This window comes from Variovorax atrisoli (genome assembly GCF_014195185.1).
GTDB lineage: Bacteria > Pseudomonadota > Gammaproteobacteria > Burkholderiales > Burkholderiaceae_C > Variovorax > Variovorax atrisoli.
This window is the reverse complement of record NZ_JACIBG010000003.1, coordinates 422307-439205: the sequence shown is the minus strand read 5'-3', so window position 1 is coordinate 439205 and position 16899 is coordinate 422307. Positions and strand designations below refer to the sequence as shown.

General features: G+C 66.4%; 17 protein-coding genes. 10 read left to right on the top strand and 7 right to left on the bottom strand.

The genetic code is table 11. The features are described from left to right. Positions 1 to 7 precede the first annotated feature (7 nt). The 7 genes from FHY06_RS13205 to ntrC all read left to right on the top strand — a co-directional run bounded on the left by FHY06_RS13205 (position 8) and on the right by ntrC (position 7717). A complete protein-coding gene (locus FHY06_RS13205) occupies positions 8 to 982 on the top strand; it encodes a sterol desaturase family protein (protein ID WP_132754558.1) in 975 nt (324 codons plus the stop codon). Between the two features lie 50 nt (positions 983 to 1032). Then, the gene (locus FHY06_RS13200) at positions 1033 to 1920 is read left to right on the top strand and encodes an EI24 domain-containing protein (protein ID WP_126185478.1); all 888 of its coding nucleotides are present in this window, start codon (positions 1033 to 1035) and stop codon (positions 1918 to 1920) included. After that, on the top strand, positions 1917 to 2717 hold the full coding sequence (locus FHY06_RS13195) for a competence/damage-inducible protein A (RefSeq protein WP_184605410.1): 801 nt from the start codon (positions 1917 to 1919) through the stop codon (positions 2715 to 2717). Before FHY06_RS13200 ends, FHY06_RS13195 begins: the two co-directional genes overlap by 4 nt. A 146-nt stretch (positions 2718 to 2863) precedes the next feature. Continuing rightward, complete coding sequence (gene glnA, locus FHY06_RS13190; RefSeq protein WP_019654791.1) at positions 2864 to 4279, top strand: type I glutamate--ammonia ligase; 1416 nt, start codon at positions 2864 to 2866, stop codon at positions 4277 to 4279. Positions 4280 to 4520: 241 nt separating this feature from the next. Further along, positions 4521 to 5036: a hypothetical protein gene (locus FHY06_RS13185; protein WP_019654792.1), complete on the top strand. Its 516-nt coding sequence runs from the start codon at positions 4521 to 4523 to the stop codon at positions 5034 to 5036. Positions 5037 to 5047: 11 nt separating this feature from the next. Further along, complete coding sequence (glnL, locus tag FHY06_RS13180) at positions 5048 to 6127, top strand: nitrogen regulation protein NR(II) (protein ID WP_019654793.1); 1080 nt, start codon at positions 5048 to 5050, stop codon at positions 6125 to 6127. A 27-nt stretch (positions 6128 to 6154) separates the two neighbouring features. Then, positions 6155 to 7717, top strand: a complete 1563-nt coding sequence (ntrC, locus tag FHY06_RS13175) for a nitrogen regulation protein NR(I) (protein WP_019654794.1) — start codon at positions 6155 to 6157, stop codon at positions 7715 to 7717. 38 nt (positions 7718 to 7755) lie between these two features. Here ntrC and FHY06_RS13170 read toward each other — a convergent pair whose 3' ends face one another. From FHY06_RS13170 to FHY06_RS13140, 7 genes are all read right to left on the bottom strand, one after another. Further along, positions 7756 to 8268 carry a hypothetical protein gene (locus tag FHY06_RS13170; protein ID WP_132754554.1) on the bottom strand — a complete coding sequence of 171 codons (513 nt, stop codon included), beginning with the start codon at positions 8266 to 8268 and terminating at the stop codon, positions 7756 to 7758. A 4-nt stretch (positions 8269 to 8272) separates the two neighbouring features. Continuing rightward, positions 8273 to 9058 carry an exodeoxyribonuclease III gene (gene xth, locus FHY06_RS13165; protein ID WP_184605409.1) on the bottom strand — a complete coding sequence of 262 codons (786 nt, stop codon included), beginning with the start codon at positions 9056 to 9058 and terminating at the stop codon, positions 8273 to 8275. Between the two features lie 147 nt (positions 9059 to 9205). Then, the gene (gene arsB / locus FHY06_RS13160) at positions 9206 to 10288 is read right to left on the bottom strand and encodes an ACR3 family arsenite efflux transporter (RefSeq protein ID WP_184605408.1); all 1083 of its coding nucleotides are present in this window, start codon (positions 10286 to 10288) and stop codon (positions 9206 to 9208) included. Positions 10289 to 10294: 6 nt separating this feature from the next. Continuing rightward, positions 10295 to 10801, bottom strand: coding sequence for an arsenate reductase ArsC (locus FHY06_RS13155; protein WP_184605407.1), 507 nt, complete (start codon positions 10799 to 10801; stop codon positions 10295 to 10297). Positions 10802 to 10838: 37 nt separating this feature from the next. After that, positions 10839 to 11276 (bottom strand): ArsI/CadI family heavy metal resistance metalloenzyme, encoded by a 438-nt coding sequence (locus tag FHY06_RS13150; protein ID WP_126185483.1) that lies wholly within the window; start codon positions 11274 to 11276, stop codon positions 10839 to 10841. Beyond that, the gene (locus FHY06_RS13145) at positions 11273 to 11614 is read right to left on the bottom strand and encodes an ArsR/SmtB family transcription factor (protein ID WP_019654800.1); all 342 of its coding nucleotides are present in this window, start codon (positions 11612 to 11614) and stop codon (positions 11273 to 11275) included. Before FHY06_RS13145 ends, FHY06_RS13150 begins: the two co-directional genes overlap by 4 nt. A 112-nt stretch (positions 11615 to 11726) precedes the next feature. After that, on the bottom strand, positions 11727 to 11942 hold the full coding sequence (locus FHY06_RS13140; protein ID WP_019654801.1) for a hypothetical protein: 216 nt from the start codon (positions 11940 to 11942) through the stop codon (positions 11727 to 11729). A gap of 220 nt (positions 11943 to 12162) precedes the next feature. Between FHY06_RS13140 and FHY06_RS13135 the strand changes: the two genes are divergently transcribed. Genes FHY06_RS13135 through FHY06_RS13125 form a run of 3 tightly spaced genes read left to right on the top strand, consistent with a single transcriptional unit; the run spans position 12163 to position 16888 of the window. Next, positions 12163 to 13989: an FAD-dependent oxidoreductase gene (locus FHY06_RS13135; protein WP_184605406.1), complete on the top strand. Its 1827-nt coding sequence runs from the start codon at positions 12163 to 12165 to the stop codon at positions 13987 to 13989. Next, complete coding sequence (locus FHY06_RS13130; RefSeq protein WP_184605405.1) at positions 13986 to 15836, top strand: 2-oxoacid:acceptor oxidoreductase subunit alpha; 1851 nt, start codon at positions 13986 to 13988, stop codon at positions 15834 to 15836. Before FHY06_RS13135 ends, FHY06_RS13130 begins: the two co-directional genes overlap by 4 nt. Further along, complete coding sequence (locus tag FHY06_RS13125) at positions 15833 to 16888, top strand: 2-oxoacid:ferredoxin oxidoreductase subunit beta (protein ID WP_184605404.1); 1056 nt, start codon at positions 15833 to 15835, stop codon at positions 16886 to 16888. The genes FHY06_RS13130 and FHY06_RS13125 overlap by 4 nt, the downstream gene beginning before the upstream one ends. Positions 16889 to 16899: the final 11 nt, after the last annotated feature.

The following is a 16899-nucleotide window of genomic DNA, read 5'->3' as shown; positions in this document are numbered from 1 at the left end:
CCCGATCGTGATCGACTGGCTGACAGACGCCTTTTCCGCCCTGCAGGGCTGGTTCTTCGAAACCGCCGTGCAGCCGCTGGTCTACGCCGTGGGCCTGGGCGGCTGGACCGAGGATGCCTTCGACGCCACTGGCTGGCTGCTGGTCGGGCTGATCCAGATCCTGGTGCTCGTCGCCGTCATCGGGCCGCTGCAGCGCTGGCGCTCGGTGGAGCCGGTGGCGGACCGTCATGCGATCCGCATCGACATGCTCTACACGCTGATCCACCGCCTCGGCCTGTTCCGGCTGGCGATCTTCTTCACGCTGCAGCCCTTCTTCGACGACGCCATGGGCGCGCTGCGCACGGCGGGGTGGGGCACCTTCCACCTCGACGAGGTGTGGCCCGGCGTCACCGACATCCCGTGGGTGGCCTTCGCCATCTACCTCGTCGTGCTCGATTTCGTCGGCTACTGGATCCACCGAGGCCAGCACCAGTTCAACTGGTGGTGGGGACTGCATTCGCTACACCACTCGCAGCGCCAGATGACGATGTGGAGCGACGACCGCAACCACCTGCTCGACGACATCATCCACGACGCGCTGATCGTCATCGTGGCGCAGCTCATCGGAGTGGCGCCTGGGCAGTTCATCGCGTTCGTCGCCTTCACCCAGCTCAGCGAGAGCCTGCAGCATGCCAACCTGAGGCTGAGCTTCGGCGCCATCGGCGAGCGGTTGTGGATCAGCCCGCGCTTCCACCGGCTGCACCACAGCATCGGGCTAGGCCATGAATCGAAAGGCGCCAGCACCCTCGGGGGCCACAACTTCGGCGTGCTGCTGCCATGGTGGGACATGCTCTTTCGCACCGCCAACTTCGAGGACCGCTACGACCCGACCGGTATCCGCGACCAGGTCGAACCCCGTGCCGACGGCCACGTGCGCGACTACGGCCGCGGCTTCTGGGCCCAGCAATGGCTGGGGCTGAAGCGAATGGTCGGTCGCGGCTGAGGGGCTACGGCGCCTGAAGGGCGCTCCCCAGAGGTTATCCTCGCTGCCTCATGCGCCTGCTCCTCGACTCCTTCTGGCGCGCGGTCGCCTACTGCATGCTGCCGCGCGTGATCGTGCTGTCGCTGCTGCCGTTGGGGCTGATGATCGTGCTGGCCGCGGCGCTGGGCTACTTCTACTGGGACGCCGCCGTGGCCTGGACCCGCGGCGCACTCGACGCCTGGCCGCTGCTGTCGAGCTTCTGGTCGTGGATCGGCCGTCTCTTCTCGGGTGACGTCACTTCCGTGCTGGCATCGCTGGTGGTGGTGTTCGCCGCCACGCCGGTGATCGTGGTGGTCTGCCTGCTGATCGTGGCCGGGTTCATGGCACCCGCCCTGACCAGGCTGGTGGCCGAGCGGCGCTTTCCGGGGCTCGAGCAGAAGAAGGGCGCTTCCTTCTTTGGCAGCGTGGCGCGCTCGCTGGGGGCCACCGTGCTGGCGGTGATCGCGCTGGTGGTGTCGATGCCGCTGTGGCTCATTCCGCCGCTGGTGCTGATATTGCCGCCGCTGATCTGGGGCTGGCTCACCTACCGCGTGATGAGCTTCGATGCGCTGGCCGAGCACGCCAGCCCCGAGGAACGCGTCGCGCTCATCCGCGCACACCGGCTGCCGCTGCTGTGCATCGGCGTGCTGTGCGGCTACCTGGGCGCTGCGCCAAGCATCGTCTGGGCGTCGGGCCTGCTGTTCGCCGCCGCTTTCTTCGTGCTGATCCCGATTGCCATCTGGATCTACACCCTGGTCTTCGCCTTCTCGGCCCTCTGGTTCGCCCACTACTGCCTCGACGCGCTCGCGCAGCTGCGCGCCCTGCGTGCGGCCGCGGAGGCCTCGGCGGCAGCCGGCGTGCCCGCCATCGAGGCCGACGAGGCCAGCAAGGCCGCTCTTTCCCAATGGGGTTCACCATGACTCGCACATTCGGTCTCATCGTCGTCGGCGACGAGATCCTTTCCGGCAAGCGTGCCGACAAGCACATGGCCAAGGTCATCGAATTGCTCGCCGCGCGCGGCCTGCAGCTCAGCTGGGCCGAATACGTGGGCGACGAGCCCGCGCGCATCACCGCGGCGCTGCAGCGCGCCTTCGCCTCGGGCGACATCGTCTTCTCGACCGGCGGCATCGGCGCCACCCCCGACGATCACACCCGTCAGTGCGCCGCCAAGGCGCTCGGCGTGCCGCTGGCGCTCCATCCTGAGGCCGAACTGCTGATTCGCGAGCGCATGCAGGACACCGCGCGCGAGCAGGGCCTGCCCTATGAGCCCGACCGGGCCGACAACGTGCACCGGCTCAACATGGGCGTCTTTCCGCAGGGCGCCACCCTCATCTACAACCCCTACAACAAGATCCCGGGCTTCAGCGTCGGCGACGTGCATTTCGTGCCGGGTTTTCCCGTCATGGCCTGGCCGATGATCGAATCCGTGCTCGACGGCCGCTACGCCGGCCTGTTCGCCACCAACGCCGTCGCCGAGAAGTCCGTGATCGTTTTCGGTGCCATGGAGGCCACCCTGACCCCGCTCATGGAGGCCATCGAGGCCACTCACGCGGGCGTCAAGGTGTTCAGCCTGCCGAGCGTTGATCACCCCACCTACGGTCGGCATATCGAGCTGGGCGTCAAGGGTGAGGCCGCCCGGCTCGACGCCGCCTATGCCCAGCTGATCGAAGGCCTGCACACTTTCGATGCCAAGCTTGGCCCTGAATTGGTGCGTTGAAATCAATTGCACCAAAATAGTGATTTTCTGCCTTCATTTGGGCTGCCAGACTGCCATCAAAGCCTCACCGGGTGAGGTGACAATGGCACAGAAACTGCATCCCGCATCCCCGCATTCCTAACCACCATCCAACTCAGGAGAAACTGATGGCAAAGACCGTCGCCGATGTACTCAAGCTCGTCAAGGAAAACGAGGTCAAGTTCGTCGACTTCCGCTTCACCGACACCCGCGGCAAAGAGCAGCACGTGACCGTGCCGGTCTCGGCTTTCGATGAAGACAAATTCACCTCGGGCCACGCATTCGACGGCTCGTCCATCGCCGGCTGGAAGGGGATCGAAGCTTCGGACATGCAGCTCATGCCCGACCCGAACACCGCCAACATCGACCCGTTCTTCGAAGAAACGACGCTGATCCTGACCTGCGACGTGATCGATCCCGCCGACGGCAAGGCCTACGAGCGCGACCCCCGTTCGCTCGCCAAGCGCGCCGAGGCCTACATGAAGGCATCGGGCCTGGGCGACACCGCCTACTTTGGTCCGGAACCCGAATTCTTCGTGTTCGACGGCGTGCGCTGGAAGAACGACATGTCGGGCTGCTTCGTGAAGATCGAATCCGAAGAAGCCTCGTGGAACACCGACAAGGAATTCGAGCACGGCAACACCGGCCACCGTCCCGCGGTCAAGGGCGGCTACTTCCCGGTTCCCCCGGTCGACAGCTTCCAGGACATGCGCTCGGAAATGTGCCTGGTGCTCGAATCGCTGGGCATCCCGGTCGAAGTGCATCACCATGAAGTGGCCAACGCCGGCCAGATGGAACTGGGCACCAAGTTCAGCACGCTGCTGCAGCGCGCCGACTGGGTCCAGCTGCAGAAGTACGTGATCCACAACGTGGCCCACGCCTACGGCAAGACCGCCACCTTCATGCCCAAGCCCATCGTCGGCGACAACGGCTCCGGCATGCACGTGCACCAGTCGGTCTGGAAGGACGGCAAGAACCTGTTCGCCGGCGACGGCTATGCAGGTCTCTCTGACTTCGCCCTGCACTACATCGGCGGCATCATCAAGCACGCCCGCGCCCTGAACGCCATCACGAACCCCGGCACCAACAGCTACAAGCGCCTGGTGCCCGGCTTCGAAGCCCCGGTGAAGCTGGCCTACTCGGCCAAGAACCGCTCGGCCTCGATCCGCATCCCGTTCGTGGCCAACCCGAAGGGCCGTCGCGTCGAAGCGCGCTTCCCCGATCCGCTGATGAACCCGTACCTGGGCTTCTCGGCCCTGCTGATGGCCGGTCTCGACGGCGTGGAAAACAAGATCCATCCGGGCGAAGCCGCCAGCAAGGACCTGTACCACCTGCCGCCGGAAGAAGACGCGCTGATCCCGACCGTCTGCCACAGCCTCGACCAGGCCCTGGAATACCTGGACAAGGACCGTGCGTTCCTGACCAAGGGCGGCGTGTTCACCGATGCCTACATCGATGCGTACATCGAACTGAAGATGCAGGAAGTCACGCGCTTCCGCATGGCGACCCATCCGGTCGAGTTCGACATGTACTACTCGTTGTAATTGGTTCGCCCCCAGGCTTCGCGCACTTCGTGTCGCTTCGCCAACCCCCTTCCGGGGGCGATACCTGCGGCCCGGCAAAGCCGGTTCCGCGGTATCCCCGAAGAGGTCGTAGGTGGGTGTAAGCCTGATGGGTTATGAAGGACGGCTTGGCCGTCCTTTTTCTTTGGGGCGGAACATCTGGTCACTGTTCGCGTCGAATTGCACGAAAATGCAGCCCTGTTGCCGCCCTCTACCGATACATATGAAGACTGCTTCCCTCATTTTCCTGGCCGGTTCGTTGCTCGCGTTGCCGGCGCTTTCGCAGGAGCGCGTCTGGCGTTGCGGCAACGAGTACACGAACAACGCGACCATCGCGCAGCAGAAGGGCTGCAAGGTCATGGAAGGCGGCAACGTCACGGTGGTGCAGGGCACGAGGGCTTCGGGCGGTGGCTCGTCTTCTTCTTCCTCGTCGTCGGGCGGCTCGTCCGCTGCGCGGTCGCCTGCAGGCAGCCCGCGGGTCGAAGGCGTCGACCAGCGTGCCCGTGACGGCGAGGCGCGCGCGGTGCTCGAAGCCGAGCTTCGCAAGGCCGAGGCGCGGCAGGCCGAACTGCAGAAGGAATACAACAACGGCGAGCCCGAGAAGCAGGGCAGCGAGGGCCGCAACTACCAGAAGTACCTGGACCGGGTCGCCGAGATGAAGGCGGAGCTCGCACGCAACGAGAGCGACATCGCCGGCATCCGCCGCGAGCTCGGCCGCCTGCCGGCCAAGCAACAGTAGTCGTCGTCATCATGGTGTTCGGGAAGAAGGCGGTCGGCGCCAATTCGCGCTTTCAGTCCTTCGACCTGTTGTCCACGCTGATCGCGGTGGTCGACAGCAAGGGCTCGGTGCTGTTCGCCAACGCAGGGCTCGAAGACGCGCTCGGCACTTCGCGCCGCACGCTCGAGGGTTCGCAGTTCGGTGCGTGCTTCCACGAGCCGCAGGTGCTGCGCACTGCCATCGACGGCGCGAGCAGCAACGACTTCGCCACGCTGCGCTACGAGGCCTTGCTGCGCCGAGTGAACCACGAGCTGATGCCGGTGCAGGTTTCGCTTGCGCAGGGCGAGAAGAAGGGCGAGCTCATCATCGAGATGTCGCCGCTGGAGCAGCAGGTGCGGCAGGACCGCGAGGAGCGCCTCATCGACCAGGCGCAGGCGAACAAGGAACTCATCCGCAACCTTGCGCACGAGATCAAGAACCCGCTGGGCGGCATCCGCGGCGCAGCGCAGCTGTTGCAGATGGAGGTCGAGTCGCGCGACCTCATCGAGTACACGCAGGTCATCATCCACGAGGCCGACCGGCTGCAGACGCTGGTCGACCGCCTATTGGCACCTCACCGCCGCCCGCACGTGGTGGGCGACGTCAACATCCACGAAGTCTGCGAGCGCGTGCGCTCGGTCATCCTCGCGGAGTTTCCGCGCGACCTGCACATCGAACGCGACTTCGACGTCTCCATTCCCGAGTTCCGCGGCGACCGGGAGCAGCTCATCCAGGCCACGCTGAACATCGCGCACAACGCGGCGCAGGCGCTGGCCGAGCGCCGCGCGGCGGGTGACGCGCAGATCACTTTCAAGACGCGGGTGGCCCGCCAGGTGATCTTCAACAAGCAGTGGTATCGACTGGCACTGGAATTGCATGTAATCGACAATGGACCGGGTGTGCCGGACACGATCAAGGACCGCATCTTCTATCCGCTCGTATCGGGCAGGGAAGGCGGGACAGGGCTGGGATTGACGCTCGCACAAACTTTTGTGCAACAGCATCACGGCGTGATCGAGTGCGACAGCGTCCCGGGCCGAACCGATTTCAAGATATTGATACCGCTGCCCTAGCGCAGCCACCGGCAACAGAGGAGATGCATGAAGCCGATCTGGATAGTTGATGACGACCAATCGATTCGCTTCGTGCTCGAGAAGGCTCTGCTGCGCGAAGACCTGCCCACGCGCAGTTTCACCAATACGCGCGAGGTGCTGGCAGCACTCGAACAGGCCGCCGACGACGACCAACTCGCACCCCAGGTCCTGGTAAGCGACATTCGCATGCCCGGCGGTTCTGGGCTCGACCTGCTCGACAAGATCAAGGCCATGCATCCGGGCCTGCCCGTCATCATCATGACGGCGTTCTCCGACCTCGATAGCGCGGTCTCGGCCTTCCAGGGCGGCGCCTTCGAATACCTGCCGAAGCCCTTCGACCTGCCGCGCGCGGTCGAGCTCATCCGCCGCGCGGTCGACGAAAGCCAGCGCGAGGAAGTGGCAGAGGAGCGCATGGTCGCCGCGCCCGAGATGCTCGGCCAGGCGCCCGCCATGCAGGACGTGTTCCGTGCCATCGGCCGGCTCTCGCAGAGCAACGTCACGGTGCTCATCACCGGCGAGTCGGGCTCGGGCAAGGAGCTGGTGGCGCGCGCGCTGCACAAGCATTCGCCCCGCGCCAACGGGCCCTTCGTGGCCATCAACACCGCCGCAATCCCCAAGGACCTGCTGGAGAGCGAACTCTTCGGCCACGAGCGCGGCGCCTTCACCGGCGCACAGACCATGCGCCGCGGCCGCTTCGAGCAGGCCGAGGGCGGCACGCTCTTCCTCGACGAAATCGGCGACATGCCCTTCGACCTGCAGACGCGCCTGCTGCGCGTGCTGAGCGACGGCCATTTCTACCGCGTGGGCGGCCACAACTCGGTGAAGGCCAACGTGCGCGTCATCGCGGCGACCCACCAGGACCTGGAGCAGCGCGTGAAGCTCGGCGGCTTCCGCGAAGACTTGTTCCACCGCCTCAACGTGATCCGCCTGCGCCTGCCCGCACTTCGCGAGCGCGGCGAGGACGTGCCTGCGCTCACGCGCCACTTCCTGCAGGTGAGCGCGCGGCAGCTCGGCGTCGAGCCCAAGCGCATCTCAGATGCGGCGCTCGCCAAGCTGGCGGCCTTCAATTTCCCCGGCAACGTGCGCCAGCTGGAGAACATCTGCCACTGGCTCACGGTGATGGCGCCGGCCCAGCTGATCGAGGCGAAGGACCTGCCGCCCGAAGTGATGATGGCCGGTGGCACGACCGCCGAGGCGCATGCCGCGGGCGAAGCACCGGCACTCGCGTCGAACGTGACGGCGGCACATCAGCCGGCCCCCTCGCTGCCCGCCACGGCAAGCGGCGAGGCGATGCCATCGGGGCACGTCTTCTCCGAGCCTGCGGAGGCCCACGCCCCCGCAGCTCCAGCCAGCGTCAGCAACTGGGAGAGCGGCCTCGAGGCCGAGGCCCAGGCCCTGCTGGCTGCCGGCCGCACCGACGTGTGGGATGTGCTCTCGCGCCGTTTCGAGTCGAGACTGATCCTCACCGCGCTGGCCAACACGCGGGGCCGACGCATCGAGGCGGCACAGAAGCTCGGCATCGGCCGCAACACCATCACCCGGAAGATCCAGGAACTCGGCATCGAATGAAAAAGGCCCTCTCAGGGCCTTTTTCTTTTCCCGCTCCTTCAGCGGCTTCTCTGCCCCTGCGTCAGCGAATCGATCTGGAACTTGTCGCTGCGGTCCCAGAGCCAGGTGTCCACGTAGGTGTGGGCGCCGAGCTTGCCCGGGTTGGGCAGCGGCGACGCGGCCTTGATCATCTCCGCGATCTTCGGCGCCACTTCGGGCGCATGGCTGGGCGTGCGGCTGAAGGTGACGTTCACCACCTTGCCCGTCGCATCGATGTCGGTCTCCACCACCACGACCGCGTAAACGAGCGGCGGCAGTTTGCCCTTGTAGATGAGGTTCGCGTACTTGTTGTAGATGTGGCGAGCGCCGATCTTCCGGTAGGCGCGAACCACGGGCGTCTGCGCGGTGATGAGGCGCACCGTCGCCACCTCGCGGCCATCGGTGGCGGTTTCCCCGGCGGGCGCGGTGACGGTCCCCTTGTCGCCTTCCTCGGCCTTGTCGGCCGGCTTCAGCAGCGAGCAGGCCGAGAGCGACAGCGCGATGGCGATCAGCGCAAGTTTGCGCGCGACCATGGGTTCAGCCACCCCGGTCGAGGTCGAGCACCACCGGCGCATGGTCGCTCGGCTTTTCCCACTTGCGCGGCACGCGGTCGATGACGCAGCCCTTCACGCTGGGCACCAGGGACTCGCTCACCAGGATGTGGTCGATGCGCAGCCCGCGGTTCTTCTGGTAGCCCAGCATGCGGTAGTCCCACCACGAATAGCTCTTCTCGGGCTGCTCGAACATGCGGAAGCTGTCCTTCAGGCCCAGGTCGAGCAGCGCCTTGAAGTGGTTGCGCTCTTGCGTCGTGTGGTGGATCGTTTCCTTCAGGCCCACGGGGTCGAAGCTGTCGCGGTCCTCGGGAGTGATGTTGAAGTCGCCCAGCAGCACGAGGTCGGGATTGACCACCAGCTCCTGGCGCAGCGAATCGCGCAGCGCGTCGAGCCACTTCATCTTGTATTCGAACTTGTCGGTGCCTGGCGCCTGGCCGTTCACGAAGTAGCCGTTGACCACGCGCAGCGGACCCGAGGGCGTCTCCACCGTGGCCGCGATCACGCGCGACTGGTCGTCGCTGAAGCCGGTGATGTTCTTCACCACGTCTCGCACGGGTGCGAGGCTCAGGATCGCGACGCCGTTGTACGTCTTCTGGCCGAACACCGCGGCCTCGTAGCCTGCCGACTTGAGCACGTCGAGCGGGAATTTGTCGTCCGTCATCTTCAGCTCCTGCAGGCACAGCACGTCGACCGGATTGGCGATGAGCCAGTCGAGCACGTGCTGCAGGCGCGCAGTGAGGGAGTTGACGTTCCAGGTGGCTATGCGCAAGTGATTCTCCAATGGGGGTTGATCGCGTCGATTTTTATCAGCGAGGAATCGACTCATCCGATTTTCGGGCGACCGGTTTTGTATCCGGTTGTCGCTTTCCCCTGTAGGCCGATGGCCTCGGGCACGGCATCGTGCCACACCGGTTGTTCAGCGACTCAGCCCCTGTTCGTACCAGCCGCGGGTGCGCGTCACCACGGACACCACGGCCAGCATGAGCGGCACTTCGATCAGCACGCCCACGACGGTCGCTAGCGCCGCACCCGACTGGAAGCCGAACAGACTGATGGCGGTCGCCACCGCAAGCTCGAAGAAGTTGCTCGCGCCGATGAGTGCCGACGGCCCCGCGACGCAGTGTGCAACGCCGAGCTTGCGGTTCAGCAGGTAGGCCAGCCCCGAGTTCAACACGACCTGGCAGAGGATCGGAACGGCCAGCAGCGCGATCACCAGCGGCTGCGCGATGATCGCCTCGCCCTGGAACGCGAAGAGAAGCACCAGCGTGAGCAGCAGTGCGCCCATGGACCAGCGGCCGAGCCGGGCGCCCACGGCCTGCAGGCGCGCCTGTCCTTTTGGCAGGAGATGCCGGCGCAACAGCTGGGCGATGACGACCGGCACCACGATGTAGAGGCCCACCGAGATCAGCAGCGTGGCCCAGGGCACCGTGATCGACGACAGCCCCAGCAGCAGCGCCACCAGCGGCGCGAAGCCCACCACCATCAGCGCGTCGTTGAGCGCGACCTGCGACAGGGTGAAGTACGGGTCGCCGCGGCAGAGCTGGCTCCAGACGAAGACCATCGCCGTGCACGGCGCGGCCGCGAGCAGGATCAGGCCCGCCACGTAGCTGTCGAGCTGGTCCGCCGGCAGCAGCGTCGCGAATGCATGGCGCACGAAGAGCCAGCCCAGCAGCGCCATCGAGAAAGGCTTGACGAGCCAGTTGACCGCCAGTGTCACGCCGATGCCGCGCCAGTGCGCCTTGACCTGTCCGAGCGCTCCGAAGTCGATCTTCAGGAGCATCGGAACGATCATCACCCAGATGAGCATGCCCACCGGCAGGTTGACCTTGGCGATCTCGAGGCGCGCGACCGCCTGGAAGGCGGAGGGAAACCATTGGCCCAGTGCCACGCCCGCGACGATGCATAGCGCCACCCATACGGTGAGATAGCGCTCGAAGCCGCCCATCGGGGGCGGGGCGGCGGACCGGTCCGCGTCGGGCGGTGCGATGGAGGACGACATCTCGCTTCAGCTCTTGGCGAGTTCGCGCGCGGTGGCCTGCAGCGACATCCTGTCGAGGCTGGCGGCCGGCAGGTTCACCAGCAGTCCCAGGCGGCGGCGGATCGCGTGCAGGGTCTGGCGGAAGGCCTCTCGCTTGCGTTCGTCGTCGCCCGCTACTTCCGAGGGATCGGCATAGCCCCAGTGGGCCGTGGCCGGCTGGCCGGGCCAGTAGGGGCAGGCCTCTCCCGCGGCGTTGTCGCACACGGTGACGACAAGGTCCATGCGCGGCGCATCGGGCTTGCCGAACTCGTCCCAGCTCTTGCTGCGCAGGCCCGCGGTCTCGATGCCCGCCTTGCGCAGCACCTCGATGGCCATGGGGTTGGGCTGCTGGTTCTCGCGCGGGCTGCTGCCGGCCGAGTAGGCCTTGAAGCGCCCGGCGCCGATGTCGTTGAGTACCGCTTCGGCGAGGATGCTGCGTGCCGAGTTGTGCGTGCAGAGGAAGAGCACGTTGAGCGGCGTGGTGGTGTCGGTCATGGGAACTTGAGGTCTTGGGGGCAGGGGGCTTGGTGGCTCAGCAGCAGGCTTTGGCCTTGCCGGGGGCGGCGGTGCAGCAGGCGCCCGCCTGCTGGTCCGGCTTGTTGTGGACGGGCACGGAGTCGAGCGTGCGGTAGTGTTCCCAGGCGATGCCCTGCGGGTCGGTCACCCAGTGCTTTTCGCTGCGGGCATAGCAGCAGCTGGTTTCGCCCTCGTCGAGCAGCGACCTGTCGGCCAGCTCGGCGCGCGAGCGCAACTGCGCCAGTTCGCCCTCGTCCTCCGCCTGGATGCCGAGATGGTCGATGCCCTTGCCGCTGCCGAAGGTCGAGATCGCGAAGTTCAGGCGCGGGTCTTCGAGCATCCACTTGGCGTAGTCGGCTTCGACGCGCGCGGGCTCGGCGGCGAACAGGCGGGAATAGAACGTGATGCTCCGGTCGAGGTCGTCGACGTGCAGGTGGACGTGGAATCGCTTCATGACGTGGCTCCTTGGCTCTTGCAGGACTTGGTTCTGTCGTCGACTGCACAGGAAGCGCCTGCGCAGCAGTTTTCGGTGAGGAAGCCCAGCAGCGCGTCCATCTGATCGAAGGCGGCCCTGTAGACCAGGTTGCGGCCGTTGCGCTCCTGCGTGATCAGGCCGGAATTGGTCAGCTCCTTCAGGTGGAAAGACAGGCTGGTGGCCGGCACTTCCATGGCCTCGACCAGCGCCCCCGGTGTCAGGCCTTCGGGGCCGGCCACCACGAGGGCGCGAAAGACGCGAAGGCGCAGGGGCTGCGCAAGTGCCGCGAGCGATTGGATGACTTTTGATTCTTCCATTATTCAATAATACTCGAATAATGAAATTAATGAGCAAGCAGATGCTCTTTCTCACGCGCTGCACGTGCAGCAGCGCGAGCAGCGAACCTGGATTCGGCCTGAACTACTACGACTACGACTGCGGCGAGGCCGGCTCCTGCGAGGCCTGCTGCTGCGCTGTCTGGGCCTGCTGTGCGTCCGGCGCGGCGGCCGGTTCCGTCTCTGCGTGGTGCCTGATCGCGATGCCCTTGACGAGGTGGCGGGGCAGGTGGTGCGTCTTCCGCAACTGCGCCAGCGCCTCGCTGCGCGCCGGCTCGCATACAGGCAGGAACATGTGCAAAACGCTCATGGTGTCGTCCCCGTGGAATGACCGGCGGACATTGTGGGCGCATCCTGCTGCGGGCGGGGGAATCGCCCTGTCGGCGCAGATGCCTTGGCGCTGCGCGGCGGACCGTGCGGGATTCCACCAAGCTTGCGCTTCCGTCGGCGGGGCGCATACTCCGCCAAAAAGCGCCACAAGCCACTCGTCGGCCCCTGCGGGGTTCCGGGCGACAGCCAGGAGACACGTGTTGCAGCGAACGAACATTGCCAACCCGGCCTACTTCCACAAGGTCGTCGATTGCCAGTACGCCTGTCCGGCGCACACTCCCGTCCCCGAGTACATACGCATGATCGCGCAGCGCCGATACGGCGACGCGTACATGGTCAACTGGGTCTCCAACGTCTTCCCCGGCATCCTCGGGCGCACCTGCGACAGGCCCTGCGAGCCGGCCTGCCGGCGCGGCCGTGTGGAAGAAAGCAATACGGAGGCCCCGGAGCCGGTGGCCATCTGCAGGCTCAAGCGCGTGGCTGCCGACATGAAGGAGGACGTGCGCGCGCGCATGCCCAAGCCCGTGCCGAAGAACGGCAAGCGCGTGGCCTGCATCGGCGCAGGGCCGGCCTCGCTCACCGTCGCGCGCGACTTGGCCCCGCTGGGCTACGAGGTGACCGTGTTCGACGGTGAGGCCAAGCCCGGCGGCTTCATCCGCACGCAGATACCGCGCTTCCGCCTGCCCGAGCCGATCATCGACGAGGAGACGGGCTACGTGCTCGACCTGGGCGCCGAGTTCCGCGGCGGTGAGCGCATCGATTCGATGAAGGCGCTGATGGGCCAGGGCTGGGACGCGATCTTCGTCGGCTGCGGCGCACCGCGCGGCCGCGACCTCGACATTCCGGGCCGCAAGGAGGCGGCGGCCAGCATCCACATCGGCATCGACTGGCTGAGCTCCGTCTCTTTCGGGCACGTCAGCAGCATCGGCCGGCGCGTGATCGTGCTGGGTGGCGGCAACACGGCGATGGACTGCTGCCGCTCGGCCCGGCGCCTCGGCGGCAGCGACGTGAAGGTCATCGTGCGCAGCGGCTTCGACGAGATGAAGGCCTCGCCCTGGGAGAAGGAGGACGCCGCGCACGAGGGCATCCCGATCATCAACTTCCACGTGCCCAAGGCCTTCGTCCACGACAACGGCAAGCTCGTGGGCATGCGCTTCGAGATCGTCAAGGCGGTCTACGACGACAAGGGCCGCCGCACGCTGGAGCCCACGGGCGAGCCCGATGCGTACTTCGAATGCGACGAGGTGCTGGTGGCGGTGGGCCAGGAGAATTCATTTCCCTGGATCGAGCGCGACTGCGGCATCGACTTCGACAAGTGGGGCCTCCCGGTACTCGATGCGGTCACCTTCCAGTCGACGGTGTCCAACGTGTTCTTCGGCGGCGACGCGGCCTTCGGGCCGAAGAACATCATCACCGCGGTGGCCCACGGCCACGAGGCCGCGGTGTCCATCGACAAGCTGCTGCGCGCGGAGCCGATCGAGGTCCGTCCGCCACCCATGACCAACCTGGTGTCGCAGAAGATGGGCATCCACGAGTGGAGCTACGACAACGACACCTCCAACGACCTGCGCTACAAGGTGCCGTGGGCCAAGGCAGAGGCGGCCCTGGCGAGCATCCGCGTGGAGGTGGAGCTGGGCTTCGACGCCGCCACCGCCTTCAAGGAGGCCGCGCGCTGCCTGAACTGCGACGTGCAGACGGTGTTCAACGAGCCCGCCTGCATCGAATGCGACGCCTGCGTGGACATCTGCCCGATGGACTGCATCAACTTCGTCGAGAACGCCGATGAAGAGAGCCTGCGCCCGCGGCTGAAGGCGCCCGCGCTGAACCTGGCGCAGGACCTGTACGTGTCCGGCGGACTGAAGACGGGCCGCGTGATGGTGAAGGACGAAGACGTCTGCCTGCACTGCGGCCTGTGCGCCGAACGCTGCCCGACCGGCGCGTGGGACATGCAGAAGTTCCTGCTGAAGATGACGCTCGCGGGCCAGGAGAAGGCCACCGAACAGCAAGTCCGGAAGGAGACCGCATGAAGCAGATCGAGGCGGTCAACGACTTCGTCATCAAGTTCGCCAACGTCAACGGCTCGGGCTCGGCCTCGGCCAACGAGCTGTTCGCCAAGGCCATCCTGCGCATGGGCGTGCCGGTGAGCCCGCGCAACATCTTTCCCAGCAACATCCAGGGCCTGCCGACCTGGTACGAGGTGCGCGTGACGGAAGAAGGCCACCTCGGCCGGCGCGGCGGCACCGACATGATGGTGGCGATGAACCCGCAGACCTGGGACGCCGACATCGCCGAGCTGGAGCCCGGCGGCTATCTGTTCTACGACAGCACGCGGCCGCTGCCGCCCTCGAAGTTCCGCGACGACATCCGCGTGATCGGCATGCCGCTCACCGAGATCTGCAACGCGGTCTATCAAGACCCGCGCCAGCGGCAGCTGTTCAAGAACATCGTCTACGTGGGCGCGCTGGCCATCCTGCTGGGCATCGAGCCCGAGGTGGTCGAGAAGCTGTTCTCCGAACAGTACAAGGGCAAGGAGAAGCTGCTTGCCTCGAATGTGCAGGCGCTGCACCTGGGCTGCGACTTCGCGCGCGAGAACCTGCGCGAGCCCGTGGGCCTGAAGGTGCGGCGCGCCGACCGGGTAGGCGACAGGATCTTCGTAGACGGCAACAGCGCGGCGGCGCTGGGCTGCGTGTACGGCGGCGCGACGGTGGCGGCTTGGTATCCGATCACGCCTTCCTCGTCCGTGGCCGAGGCCTTCCAGAAGTATTGCACCAAGTTCCGCGTCGACCAGTCCACCGGCCAGCACCGCTTCGCCATCGTGCAGGCCGAGGACGAGCTGGCCTCGATCGGCGTGGTGGTCGGCGCCGGGTGGAACGGCGCGAGGGCCTTCACCGCGACCTCGGGGCCTGGAATCTCGCTCATGACGGAGTTCATCGGGCTGGCGTACTTTGCGGAGATTCCCGTCACCCTCATCAACGTGCAGCGCGGCGGCCCATCGACCGGCATGCCCACGCGCACGCAGCAGGCCGACATTCTTTGCTGCGCCTATGCGTCGCACGGCGACACCAGGCATGTGCTGCTCTTTCCCGAAGACCCGCACGAGTGCTTCGAGCACGCGGCAGCGGCGCTGGACCTGGCCGACCGGCTGCAGACGCCGGTGTTCGTGATGACCGACCTCGACATCGGCATGAACCAGCGCCTGTGCAAGCCCTTCGAATGGGACGACAGCAGGGCCTACGACCGGGGCAAGGTCATGACTGCCGAAGAGCTGGAGGCGGGCCGCGACTTCGGCCGCTACAAGGACGTGGATGGCGACGGCATCCCGTGGCGCACGCTGCCGGGCACGCATCCCACCAAGGGCAGCTACTTCACGCGCGGCACCACGCGCGATGCCTATGCGCGCTACTCTGAGCGCGGGCCGGACTACATCTACAACATGGAGCGGCTGCTGAAGAAGTTCGCGACCGCGGCCACGCTGGTGCCGCAGCCGGTGCTGAAGCCTGCTTCGCAGAAGACCGACCTGGGCGTGATCTATTTCGGCTCGACCAGCCCCTCCATGCACGAGGCGCTGCAGGAGCTGGAAGAGCGCGGCATCCATCTCGACGCGATGCGGCTGCGTGCATTCCCGTTCCCCGAGAGCGTGGTGCAGTTCCTGGCCGGGCATGAGCGCGTGTTCGTGGTCGAGCAGAACCGCGACGCTCAGGTGCGCAGCCTGCTGGTCAACGAGCTGGATGCCGATCCGGCCAAGCTGGTGCGCGTGCTGCACTTCGACGGAACGCCCATCACCGCGCGCTTCATCGTGCAGGCGATCGAGGCGCAGGTCGGCAAGTCGACCGCGCAAGGCACGGCTACCACCGGTTCGAAGGAGCCCGCATGACCTACCTCGCCAAGCCGAAGCTGCGGCATCCGACGCTGGCGACCAACAAGGTCGGCTACACGCGCCGCGACTACGAAGGAAAGATTTCAACGCTGTGCGCGGGGTGCGGGCACGACTCCATCTCGGCCTCGATCATCGAGGCCTGCTGGGAGCTCGACATCGAGCCGCATCGCGTGGCCAAGCTCTCCGGCATCGGCTGCAGCTCGAAGACGCCGGACTACTTCCTCGGCGCATCGCACGGCTTCAACACCGTGCACGGCCGCATGCCCAGCGTGCTGACCGGCGCCAACCTGGCCAACCGCGACCTGCTGTACCTGGGCGTCTCGGGCGACGGCGACTCGGCCTCCATCGGCCTGGGCCAGTTCGCGCACGCCATGCGGCGCGGCGTGCGCATGGCATACATCGTCGAGAACAACGGCGTCTACGGCCTCACCAAGGGACAGTTCTCGGCGACCGCCGACCAGGGCTCGAAGAGCAAGAAGGGCGTGGTCAACACCGACAGCCCGGTCGACCTGGTGGCCATGGCGCTGCAGCTCGGCGCGAGCTACGTGGGCCGGGGCTTCTCGGGCAACAAGGCGCAGCTGGTACCGCTCATCAAGGGCGCGATCAGCCATGGCGGCTCGGCCTTCATCGACGTGATCAGCCCCTGCGTGGCCTTCAACAACCACCCGGGCAGCACCAAGAGCTACGACTACATCCGGGAGCACAACGAGGCGGTCAGCCGCATCGACTTCATCAGCGGGCGGGAGGAGATCGCCGCGGACATGGAGCCCGGGGAGGTGATGGACGTGCGCCAGCACGACGGCACGCTGCTGCGCCTGCGCAGCCTGCACCCGGACTACGACCCGGGCGACCGGTTCGCCGCCATGGCCTACATGCAGCGGCATCACGAGATGGGCGAGGTGGTGACGGGACTGCTCTACGTCGACCCGCTGGCCACCGACCTCCACACAGCACTCAACACCTGCGACCGGCCGCTCAATGCATTGGGGCCGGAACAGCTGTGCCCCGGCGCCCAGGCGCTGGAACGGCTCAACGCATCCTTGCGCTGAGCAACGGCCGG